Here is a 10932-nt window from a genome sequence, read left to right on the forward strand (position 1 = left end):
CAAGTAATCATTTTATCACTTTATTGATCGTTTTTATAGATCATTGTGATCAAAAAGCCGTGCCGCCTGCGAAACCGCTTCGCCGATTTCGCGATTTCTTTCGGGAAAATAGCTGATGACGAAATGCAATTCGCTGAGCCGGGCTTCATCCCGCACCGGAATCGACTTGATATGTTCATCCCAGGATGTGCTTTCGGCCATCAAAACCGGCAGAACGCCAATGCCAAAACCGCCACTGACCAGATGTTTGACCGTCGATAGCGACGCCGACCCATGCAAGGCAGGCGGCGAGATATCGGGGGCGGAAAAAATGCTTTCAACCTCGCGAAATGGCAATGTTCCCTTGGGAAAGGTTACAATCGCGTGTTTCGCCAATTCACCCAGCGACAATGGATGATCGGGTAAATCCATCGATTCGGTGCAATACCAACCCAGTTGCACAGGACGCAGCGGCACGGCAACGGCCCCTTGCGGCACCGAATCGCGCAACAAAATCGCCACATCCAAAACATCATCGGCCAACAACGTTGCCAACTGACTGGAGGTATCGACCGACAATTCAAACCGCACCTTGGCGTAATCGTTTTTCAGTTTGTTCAGCATCCCGGTCAGGATCGTATGAACAATGGTTTCCGCCACCCCGATCCGCACGGTGCCACTGAGTTCGCCGGGATGGGTCAGCTCCTGCCAGATGCGGTCACGCGCACGCAGCAGCCTTTGTGCTTCTTCCAAAAACCGCAATCCGGCGGCGGTCAGGCGGACCTGACGGTTGCTGCGGTCAAACAACAAAATGCCCAGCTTTTTTTCCAAGGCCGAAACCCGCGATGAAATCGCCGATTGCGACAGATCGTATTTCTGTGCTGCGGCCCGAAACCCGCCTGCCTTGACAATATCCTGGAGGATTTCAATGTCTTTGAATTCAAACACGCGATCACCCGGTTTCAAGAATGTGGCTGGGCCAGTTTTTGCGCCACCGCCCGCAAGTCGCGCCATGCCAGCCGTTTTTGTTCCGGAGTACGCAGCAGATAGGCCGGATGGAACATGGCAGTGATCTGTGCATTTTTTCCGTCCTCGAATGGCATGTCTTTCCACACACCGCGCAGACGGGTAATGCCGCGATCCTCATCCATCAGGGTTTTGGCCGAACTGCCACCCAGACACACCACCACACGCGGCGCAATCAGCGCCAGATGACGACGGACAAACGGTTCGCAAACCGCGATTTCCGCCGTCGTCGGCGGGCGGTTTCCCGGCGGTCGCCACGGCAGGACATTGGTAATATAAACATCCTCGCGCGCCAGCCCGATCGACCGTAACATCGCGTCCAGCAACTTGCCGCTCGGTCCGACAAAAGGCAGGCCCTGCCGGTCTTCCTCTGCCCCCGGTGCCTCGCCTACCAATACCAGTCTGGCCTCCGGATTGCCGGTGCCAAAAACCGTATTACTGGCGGATTTTTTTAATGCGCATCCCTCGAACGCCAGCAAGGCATTGCGCAATTCATCCAGATTTTTGGCAGATGCCGCCGCATCGCGTGCCGATTGCCGGGCTTCTTGCGGGGTATCGGACAATAAAAATCCACCCGCACCACCCCCGGCATTATGGTTTGGTGCCGGTGCCGGGCGATAAGCAGGTGTTGCAGCATTACCAAAGGCCGGACGCATTCCGGCCCCGGCCCCCGGCGCGGCACCGGGCCCGCCCTGTGCCGCCTGACGGCTGAGGCTTTCGGATGCGCGGAAACGGTCCAGCGGCTCGTCGGCAATCGCCTCGTCTGCGCCCATCTCGAATTGCCAGATCAGCGCCTGCAACGGGTCGAGGTTTTTCACATCAAAATCTGTAATTGGTTTGCTCATCTACACAGTCGGAGTGTATGTTGCGGTGCGGTAGTTATGGTGTCGTGTTGCGGACTTTAACGGTTTTACATCACTTGCACCATATACAAAGCCGGGTTAAATCGGTACATCTATACCGATTAAGATACTCAGAATGAGAAATCAGGGCTTGGGCGAGACCCTGATCATTGGTTATACGCCAGCATACGACACGGACGGAAACAGTCCGGTCCAATTGCTGGCAAAGGAGAGAGACCAGATGGAACGGGAATCCATGGAATTCGACGTGGTTGTCGTCGGTGCCGGTGTATCCGGCCTGTCCGCAGCCATCCGCCTGATGCAACTCGCCCGGGAACAGCAAAAGGAAATCACGGTTTGCGTGGTGGAAAAGGGCTCCGAAGTCGGGGCACACACGCTTTCCGGTGCGGTTTTTGAACCGCGTTCGCTGAATGAATTGTTCCCTGACTGGCAGGAACGGGGTGCGCCCCTGAATGTGCCTGCCACAAAGGACCAGTTCATGATGCTGGGCGAAACATCGGCCATCAAAATGCCGACCCCGCCGCAAATGCATAACAAGGGCAATTATATCATCAGCCTTGGCAATCTGTGCCGCTGGCTGGGCGAACAGGCCGAAAGCATGGGGATAGAAGTCTATCCTGGTTTCGCTGCCGCCGAGGTGCTGTTTGACGAAGCCGGATCGGTGCGTGGCATTGCCACCGGCGATATGGGCATACAGCGGGATGGTACGCCTGGCCCCCATCATCAGCCGGGCATGGAACTGCACGCCAAATATACCTTTTTTGCCGAAGGATGCCGTGGGTCGCTGTCTGAACAGCTGATCAAGAAATTCGATCTGCGCAAAAATTCCGATCCGCAAACATATGGCATCGGTATCAAGGAATTGTGGGAAGTCGATCCCGAAGTCCACCAGGAAGGCCTGATCCGTCATACGGTGGGCTGGCCGCTGGACAGCAAGACCTATGGCGGGTCGTTTCTGTATCATCTTGACAATCATCAGGTGGTGGTCGGTTTTGTCATCGGGCTGGATTACGAAAACCCGCATCTCAGCCCGTTTGAAGAATTTCAGCGTTTCAAAACCCATCCGTCGGTGCGTCCGTTATTTGAAAAGGGCCGCCGCATTTCGTATGGCGCACGCGCCCTTAATGAAGGCGGGTTTCAATCCCTGCCCGATCTGGTTTTTCCGGGCGGTTGCCTGATTGGCTGTTCGGCCGGTTTCATGAATGTGCCCAAGATCAAGGGATCGCATACCGCCATGAAAACCGGTATGCTGGCCGCCGAGGCCGCCTTTGAACAACTGACATCGGATGCCCCGGCCCCGGTGATGGAATCCTATCCGGAAAAACTCAAAAACAGTTGGGTCTATCCGGAACTGCACAAGGTCCGCAATATCCGGCCCAGCTTCGCCAAATGGGGATTTTGGGGCGGGATGGCCTATAGCGCGGTGGATACTTATCTGTTCGCGGGCAAGGCCCCCTGGACCTTTAAAAACCATGCCGATCATGACTGCCTGAAACCGGCAGCCGACATGCCGAAAATCGATTACCCCAAACCCGATGGCAAGGTCAGTTTTGACAAATTGTCGTCGGTGTTTTTATCGAACACCAATCATGAAGAAGACCAGCCGATCCACCTGACATTGAAAGATGCCAGCGTGCCGGTGGCGACCAATCTTGCAATTTATGACGGGCCGGAGGCGCGGTATTGCCCCGCCGGGGTCTATGAATTTGTCGAGGATGAAGTCGCCGGGGGCAAACGGTTGCAGATCAATGCCCAGAATTGCGTGCATTGCAAAACCTGCGACATCAAGGACCCGACCCAGAATATTGTCTGGGTGGTACCCGAAGGTGGCGGCGGCCCCAATTATCCCAATATGTGATGCCGACAAAAACGGGCCGCCCGGCAAGGCGGCCCGTTTTCATTGATCGTCTGATTATTGAAGTCAAACATCCGGGGCATAGCCGAACCCGACCGGCGGGTTGGCCGCCGTTTCGGTCCAGATGCTTTTGGGTTGCATATATTCCATCAGGCCTTCGCGGCCACTGGACCGGCCATAACCGCTGGCGCCAAAGCCGCCAAACGGCGACATCACGCTGATGGTTTTGTAACTGTTGATCCAGAATGTTCCGGCGCGTACCCGGCTGGCGACCCGGTGCGCACGATCCACCGCCCCGGTCCAGACCGCCCCGGCCAGCCCGAATTTATTGTCATTGGCAATGGCAATTGCTTCGTCTTCATCGTCAAAGGCGATGACCGAGACCACCGGACCAAAGATTTCCTCGCGTGCGATCTGCATATCGTTACGGACCTGTCCCAAAACGGTGGGGCGCAGAAAATACCCGTCCTGACAGGCGGCATCGCCAGGACGCACACCACCCGCCAGCAATTGCGCACCTTCAGCCTGCCCGGCAGCGATCATATTTTGCACGGTTTGATATTGTGCGGCATTGTTGATCGGCCCGATCTGGGTTGCGGCATTCAACGGATCCCCCACCGGGATATGATCGGCCCCGGCCACCACCAGATCGACAAACCGGTCCAGCACCGACCGTTGCACCAGCAACCGCGACCCGGCCACACAACTTTGCCCCGCGCCGGAGAAAATGGCGGCCTGCGCACCAAGGGCGGTCCGTTTCAGATCGGCATCGTCAAACACGATATTGGCCGATTTCCCGCCCAGTTCCAGAACGCAGGGCACAACATTGCGCGCCGCCTGCGCGGCGATCATCGCCCCGGTGCGGGGTGATCCGACAAATACCACCTTGCGGGTGATATCATGGGTGGTCGCCGCCTGCCCGGTGGTTGCCCCAAGCCCGGTCAGAACCGTCATCACCCCGTCGGGCAACCCGGCCTTTTGCGCCAGAACCGCCAGTGCCAACGAGGTCAGGGGTGTCATTTCCGATGGCTTCAACACCGCGGCATTGCCCGCGCACAGGGCCGGGGCAACCTGCCAGCCTGCGGTAAAGACCGGTGCATTCCACGGCGTGATTTGCGTCACCACACCATAAGGTTCCGGGCGGGTATAATTCAGATGGCTGGTCGGAACCGGAATGACATCACCATGCAGTTTGTCGGCCCAACCGGCATAATATTCAAACATCTCGGCGACTTTTAAAACCTCGACCCGTGTATCGCGGATCGGCTTGCCCGCGCCAACGGTTTCCAAAAGCGCCAGATCTTCCTGGGCGGCGCGGACCTGTTGGCCGATCTGCCACAAAATACGCCCGCGATCCGACGGGGTTTTGCTCCACCAGATTTTCTGGGCGGCCGCGGCGGCGCTCATCGCCACATCGACCAATTCCGCCCCGGCATCGCGCAGGGTCAGAAACGGTTTTGCCGTCGCCGGATCAATCAGGTCAAATTCGGCCCCGGTGCCCGGCACCATTTTGCCATTGATCCAGCTGCCAATCGGCATATCGCCAAAAAACACCGCCATCACCCGGGTATAATCACGCGGGGCAAGGGAGGATACAGATGTCGAAGCGGTCATGATTTTTCTCCTGCACGGGGGGCAGTATCGGGGGTGGGGTCACATGTGACGATCCGGTTGAAATCGGCCGTGTCATCAAGGGTTTCGATGCTGGCACCCCAGATATCGCCAACCAGACGAGCAACGGGCAATTCCGCCCCCTTGTCATCGGCCAGTGCCATCGCCAGACGCACATCCTTGCGCATCAGCCCCATGGTAAAACCGCTGTCAAAGGCACCATTCATGATCCATTTCGGGTAGTTGACCTCGCTGATTGCGCTGCGCCCCGATCCGGCATTCAGGGCGGCGATCAGACGTTCAGCCGATACATCGGCGGCCTCTGCCAGACGGACGGCCTCGCTCATGGTCAGAAGATGGGCGGCGCACAACATGTTATTGACCAGTTTGACGACATGCCCGGCCCCGGTCGGGCCGACATGGGTAATTTTCCCGGCCAGGGCCTGCAATACCGGCATGGCGGTGGCGACATCGGCATTCGCTCCGCCGACCATCATCGTCAACTGGCCGCTATTGGCCCCGGCGGGGCCGCCACTGACCGGCGCGTCAATCAGGATATGCCCCTGATGGCGCAGCAAGACATCCAGTTCACGGGTGACATCGGGTTCGGATGTGGTGGTGTCGATCACCAGACGCGGCGAGGTGCCCAGCGACAGCAAACCGTGGCTTCCGGCCAGTGTGCCACGCACATGCTGCGCGGTTGGCAAGGACAGGATGACGGTTTCGGCATCATGGAAAAGCTGATCGATATCCGCCGCGATCATCGCACCCGCAGCGGCGGCTTCGGCCATGCGGGCCGCATTCAGGTCAAACCCGACCACCTCGAAGCGTTCGCGCAACAGGGTGCGGACCATGCCCATCCCCATATTTCCCAAACCGATAACACCGATTTTTGATATTTTCACGATGACTTGCCTCTCTTTTGTGACGGCTGTTTTTGGTTCTGCTTCTTTCAGCTTTCGGGGGAAAGCGGACTGCTATCAAGATCAATCGGCGAAACATCATGTTGCCGAAACAGCAACAGGTATGATCTATGATCACGATGCGTCTTTTGTTTTTCTGACAATCCCGGTGATGCCGCCATGAGAATAGATGACAAGCCGTTGCGTTATTTTCTGGCCGTTTATGAGGCCGGATCAATCCGCACCGCCGCCGAACATTTGCGGATTGCCCCGTCTGCCATCAGCCGACAGATCGCCGCCCTGGAAGATCATTTGCAAACGCTTTTGATGGAGCGGACCAAACGCGGTATCGTTTTTACCGGATCGGGCCATATGGTTGCCGCCCATGCCCGGCGGCGCATTGAACTGGATGAAAGTTTCGGGGTGGAACTTGCCGCCGCCAGCGGTGCGGTCGCCGGGACAGTGCGCATTGCCACCGGCGAAGGATTTGTGGTCGATCTGGTCAATCATGCGGTCAAGCCGTTGCGCACCGAATTTCCCGATATCCGCCTGACGATTGCCGTGGCCGGAACGGAAAAAATGACGGCGGGCATCCTGCATGATGATTATGATATCGGCTTGGTTTTCAATCCGCCGCGCAATCCCGATCTGGAATTGCTGGCCGAGGATCACGCGCCGTTATGTGCATTGGTGCCGCCGCATTTTGATCTGGCCCGCAAAAGCAGTTGCTGCCTTGCCGATACCCTGCCCTATCCCGGTGCCATTCTGAACCCGCATTTTGGTGTCAGCAAACTGCTGGCCAAGGTCGATCACGGCAACCGGCTGTGCCGCGATGCGTTTCTGACCGCCGATTCGATCAATGTTGCCGTGCATTTTGTCCTGAGCGGTTGCGGCATTACCTATTTGCCGGCCTTTGCCGTATCGCGGCAATTGCGCCGGGGCGAGGTTGTGGCTGTACCCCTGACCGACCCGTTTCTGGCCGATGTGCCGTCGCATTTGCTGGTGCGCAAGGGGCGCCCGAAAACAGCCGCCGTGCGGGCCGTTACCGCGATGATCCGGGACAGGATGGAGGCCTTTGGGTCGGCGCAATATCCCGACACGCTGTCCTGATCCCGGTCTGCCCCCCGGCAAGCTGTTGCCGCAACGGCAACAAAAGCATCCCAAAATGGCACTTGCACCACCGGGGGCGAGTTTTCATTGTCAGTCAAAATACCCGGCATACAAGTGAACGTCCTGTGAATTTGGTCGTCGCCGGGAAGCAGGGGCAACCGCCCCAAAGGGATGATGCGCAATATTGGGTCATGATGGCCCAAAACACTTGCGCTGGCTTGCGCGACTGACAAGGAGACAGGGAATATGAATGCGATGCGGGGGCAAATGGAGCTATGGCGGCTTCATCTTGCAGTTATTGTTGTCGGCGTCATCGCCGAATTGATTGGCATCCGGAAAATTCCGTTCGGGATCGGGGCGATCCTGTTATTGCCGCTGCTCTATGCGTTTGTCATGGCAGCGTTGATGAATCCCAATGTGATGCCGAAATTCGCCAAATTCATTGGCAAAAAAGAAGTCGCGGCAGCATCGCCGCTGATCGTTATTGCGATCATGCCGTTTATTGCCAAATTCGGCACCACCATCGGCCCGGCGATTGAGACCATTATTGCAGCGGGTCCGGCCCTGTTGCTTCAGGAACTCGGTAATCTTGGCACCATCGTTCTGGCGTTTCCGCTGGCAGTCTGGGGCCTGAAAATGGGCCGTGAAGCCATCGGCGCGACATTTTCAATCGCCCGCGAACCCAATCTGGCCATCATTGCCGACCGTTACACCCTCAAAAGCCCCGAAGGGGCCGGAGTGATGGGCGTTTATGTGATCGGCACCCTGTTTGGCACCTTTATTTTTGCCATTCTGGCATCGGTTTTTGCCAGCATGGAATATTTTGATCCGCGCGCATTGGCGATGGCATGCGGTATCGGCAGCGGTTCGATGATGGCCGCCTGCACCGGGGCCCTGACATCGGCCATCCCCGATATGAAGGATGAAATTCTGGCACTGGCCGGGGCCAGCAATCTTTTGACCTATGCCACCGGGCTGTATGTCGGGCTGTTCATTGCCCTGCCGGTTGTTGAAAAAATCTATGAAGCGACGGCAGGCAAGAACGATGCCGCCAACGCCGCCCACAAGGAGGCCTGATCATGTCGGAAAGCATTGCAATCGAGTCCTCCAAACGCCCGAAAATCGATATCGTCGATCATGCCGTAACACTGGTGATTGTCTGTCTGGTCGGGTTGATCATGAATACCACCGGGCCGGGCACCGCCATTTCCGACGGTTTTGTCGGCATGGTTGTGATTTACCTGATTTCGATGGCGGGCCTGTTACTGACCCGGTTTGCGCCGTTTTATCTGCCCAGTGTCGCGTGGATTTCACTGGTCGGTATTCTGGTCACCCTGCCGTGGACACCGGGATCGGAATGGGTTGTTGCCCAGGCCAAATCGGTTGATTTCCTTGCCCTTGCCACACCGGCCCTTGCCTATGCCGGTTTTGCGATTGCCCGCAAGGAAATCGAAATTGCCAAACATTCCGGCTGGAAACTGGCACTTGTTGCCTGTTTTGTCTTTCTGGGGACCTATGCCGGGTCGGTTCTGATTGCCGAACTGATCCTTAATCTTCAGGGGATCTGACCCAGACCGGAACTTGATGTTACAGGGGCTCCGTTCAATATGAAGGGGCCCCTGTTTCGTGAAACTGCCCCATCTGTTTTATCAAAAAGGCCCGCCCGATGACCGTCATCCCGCCCCATATTGCCTGTCACCCCCGCGCCCTTGAACTTGCCGGTGAATTGACGGAATGGCGGCATCATCTTCATGCCCATCCCGAAACCGCCTTTGAAGAACATCAGACCAGCGCCTTTATTGCCGAAAAACTGACGTCTTTTGGCCTTCAGGTTCATACCGGACTTGCCGGGACCGGGGTGGTCGCGACCCTGACCGGCAATCGCGGGCCGGGACGGCGGATTGGATTGCGGGCGGATATGGACGCGCTGGATATCCATGAAACCACCAATTTACCCTATGCGTCGCGCCATCCGGGCAAGATGCATGCCTGCGGCCATGACGGCCATATGACGATGTTGCTCGGCGCGGCGCGCATTCTGGCCGAAAATCCCGATTTTGCCGGGACGGTGGATTTCATTTTCCAGCCCGCCGAGGAAAATGAGGGCGGCGGTCGGGTGATGGTCGAACAGGGCCTGTTTGACGCATTTCCGGTCGATGCGGTTTATGGGTTGCATAACTGGCCGGGGATTCCGGTGGGCGATATGGCGATGCAAGCCGGGCCGATGATGGCCAGTTACGACGTGTTCGAGATTGTGGTGGAGGGCAAGGGGTGCCACGCCGCCATGCCGCATCTGGGCCGCGATCCGATTACCGCCGCCGGGCAAATCCTGACCGGTTTGCAGACCATCCCGGCGCGCAATGTCAATCCGTTGCAAAGTGCGGTGATTTCGCCCACCTGGATTTTCGGGGGCGATACATGGAATGTCATTCCGTCCACCGCGACAATCCGCGGCACGGTGCGCACCTTTGCCGCCCATGTGCAGGATGCGGTCGAACAACGGTTGAAAGACATGGCAACCCACACCGCCCGCGCCTTTGACTGCACGGCCACCATCACCTATCAGCGCCGTTATCCCGCCACCATCAATGATGCCGGTGCCACCGCAACCGCCCTTGATGCCGCACAAAAAATTGTCGGTGCCGATCATATCGATACCGCCCCCGAACCGTCGATGGCGAGCGAGGATTTCGCCTTTATGCTGGAAAAGGTGCCGGGCAGTTATGTGTGGATGGGGAACGGGCCGACCGATGGCGATTGCCTGTTGCACAATGCCGCCTATGATTTCAATGACGATGCCCTGCCGGTCGGGGTCAGTTACTGGATTGCGCTTGTCCAAGGGGCAGCGGCGGCCTGATTTCAGGCGATGCGCCCCATAAAACCCCTTGTTTTCCGCCATTTTTGATCAGACAACAGCACACATCCAAAGTTTTTTCAGATTTCTTGAAAAAAGTTCTTGATTTGTTCTTTTCGCTGTGACATAACAGAAAAGTCAACGGGACAATTCCGCCCGGACCGAAACCCGCAAGGCCTTGTGCCTTGCGGGTTTTTGCGTTTGGGCCAGAGGAAAGAGACGATCATGCAGCGATACATAAACAGACAGGGCGGCGGGCGACCCCGCAAGATTATGACCGGCGGGTGGAAAAGCCATTACGGAGGTCCTGCGCGGGTCCGCTAACCCGGCCATTTGTCAAGACGCCCGAGTTGCGTCTTGTCGGTGGTACGCCCTGCCCGGATCGGGGCGGGAGCCATCCGGCATTGCCGAGGTGGCAGGAGCGGGTCGTGGGTCCGTTGCCGGGCGTTTGGCGTGGCGGGCGGAGGCACGAGGTTTGTCCGGGCTTATCCGGTTCCCGTGATTGCGGGACAGGCGGGTTTTGGCCGGGCCATCTTGCGACGGGTTCGGTTAACGTGGGGCGGAAGCCCGGCGGTGGAAGGAAGACCCAAGCCTGCAGTTTCGGATGCGGCTTGTGAGGCAGACGGGGGTATGGGCGCCATATCAAGTACCCCTGATGGAGCCTCGCCAAAGTCCCACGGGGGTAGTCCGTCTTGTGTGCATCGGTTCTGCCCGGTTGACGATTCGGGGGCT

11 protein-coding genes are annotated in these 10932 nt (G+C 57.6%); 6 read left to right on the plus strand and 5 right to left on the minus strand.

Annotated elements, in window-relative coordinates; all coding sequences use genetic code 11:
• Nucleotides 1-33 precede the first annotated feature (33 nt).
• Together Q8O73_RS04515 and Q8O73_RS04520 are read right to left on the minus strand one after the other, a co-directional pair.
• Nucleotides 34-927, minus strand: coding sequence for a LysR family transcriptional regulator (locus tag Q8O73_RS04515; protein ID WP_305555608.1), 894 nt, complete (start codon nt 925-927; stop codon nt 34-36).
• A 14-nt stretch (nt 928-941) separates the two neighbouring features.
• Nucleotides 942-1850 (minus strand): uracil-DNA glycosylase family protein, encoded by a 909-nt coding sequence (locus tag Q8O73_RS04520; RefSeq protein WP_305555611.1) that lies wholly within the window; start codon nt 1848-1850, stop codon nt 942-944.
• Nucleotides 1851-2088: 238 nt separating this feature from the next.
• On the opposite strand from Q8O73_RS04520, the gene Q8O73_RS04525 reads away from it, so the two are divergent.
• A complete protein-coding gene (locus tag Q8O73_RS04525; RefSeq protein ID WP_305555614.1) occupies nt 2089-3726 on the plus strand; it encodes an electron transfer flavoprotein-ubiquinone oxidoreductase in 1638 nt (545 codons plus the stop codon).
• A gap of 63 nt (nt 3727-3789) precedes the next feature.
• On the opposite strand, the gene Q8O73_RS04530 is transcribed toward Q8O73_RS04525, so the two are convergent.
• Together Q8O73_RS04530 and Q8O73_RS04535 are read right to left on the minus strand one after the other, a co-directional pair.
• Complete coding sequence (locus Q8O73_RS04530; protein ID WP_305555618.1) at nt 3790-5337, minus strand: aldehyde dehydrogenase family protein; 1548 nt, start codon at nt 5335-5337, stop codon at nt 3790-3792.
• Entirely contained in the window at nt 5334-6194 is an 861-nt protein-coding gene (locus Q8O73_RS04535) for an NAD(P)-dependent oxidoreductase (RefSeq protein ID WP_305555621.1), read from the minus strand. Before Q8O73_RS04535 ends, Q8O73_RS04530 begins: the two co-directional genes overlap by 4 nt.
• On the opposite strand from Q8O73_RS04535, the gene Q8O73_RS04540 reads away from it, so the two are divergent.
• The 5 genes from Q8O73_RS04540 to Q8O73_RS04560 all read left to right on the plus strand — a co-directional run bounded on the left by Q8O73_RS04540 (nt 6187) and on the right by Q8O73_RS04560 (nt 10203).
• Nucleotides 6187-6420, plus strand: a complete 234-nt coding sequence (locus Q8O73_RS04540; protein ID WP_305555624.1) for a hypothetical protein — start codon at nt 6187-6189, stop codon at nt 6418-6420. The two genes, Q8O73_RS04535 and Q8O73_RS04540, sit on opposite strands and share 8 nt — an antisense overlap.
• Nucleotides 6417-7346 carry a LysR family transcriptional regulator gene (locus Q8O73_RS04545; protein ID WP_305555627.1) on the plus strand — a complete coding sequence of 310 codons (930 nt, stop codon included), beginning with the start codon at nt 6417-6419 and terminating at the stop codon, nt 7344-7346. Before Q8O73_RS04540 ends, Q8O73_RS04545 begins: the two co-directional genes overlap by 4 nt.
• A gap of 246 nt (nt 7347-7592) precedes the next feature.
• Complete coding sequence (locus Q8O73_RS04550) at nt 7593-8423, plus strand: DUF3100 domain-containing protein (protein ID WP_305555629.1); 831 nt, start codon at nt 7593-7595, stop codon at nt 8421-8423.
• Nucleotides 8424-8425: 2 nt separating this feature from the next.
• The gene (locus Q8O73_RS04555) at nt 8426-8914 is read left to right on the plus strand and encodes a hypothetical protein (protein ID WP_305555631.1); all 489 of its coding nucleotides are present in this window, start codon (nt 8426-8428) and stop codon (nt 8912-8914) included.
• Between the two features lie 98 nt (nt 8915-9012).
• Nucleotides 9013-10203, plus strand: a complete 1191-nt coding sequence (locus Q8O73_RS04560; RefSeq protein WP_305555634.1) for a M20 aminoacylase family protein — start codon at nt 9013-9015, stop codon at nt 10201-10203.
• A 135-nt stretch (nt 10204-10338) separates the two neighbouring features.
• On the opposite strand, the gene Q8O73_RS04565 is transcribed toward Q8O73_RS04560, so the two are convergent.
• Nucleotides 10339-10497 carry a hypothetical protein gene (locus Q8O73_RS04565; protein WP_305555637.1) on the minus strand — a complete coding sequence of 53 codons (159 nt, stop codon included), beginning with the start codon at nt 10495-10497 and terminating at the stop codon, nt 10339-10341.
• Nucleotides 10498-10932: the final 435 nt, after the last annotated feature.

Source organism: Thalassospira sp. (assembly GCF_030690045.1).
In the GTDB taxonomy this organism is placed as follows: domain Bacteria; phylum Pseudomonadota; class Alphaproteobacteria; order Rhodospirillales; family Thalassospiraceae; genus Thalassospira.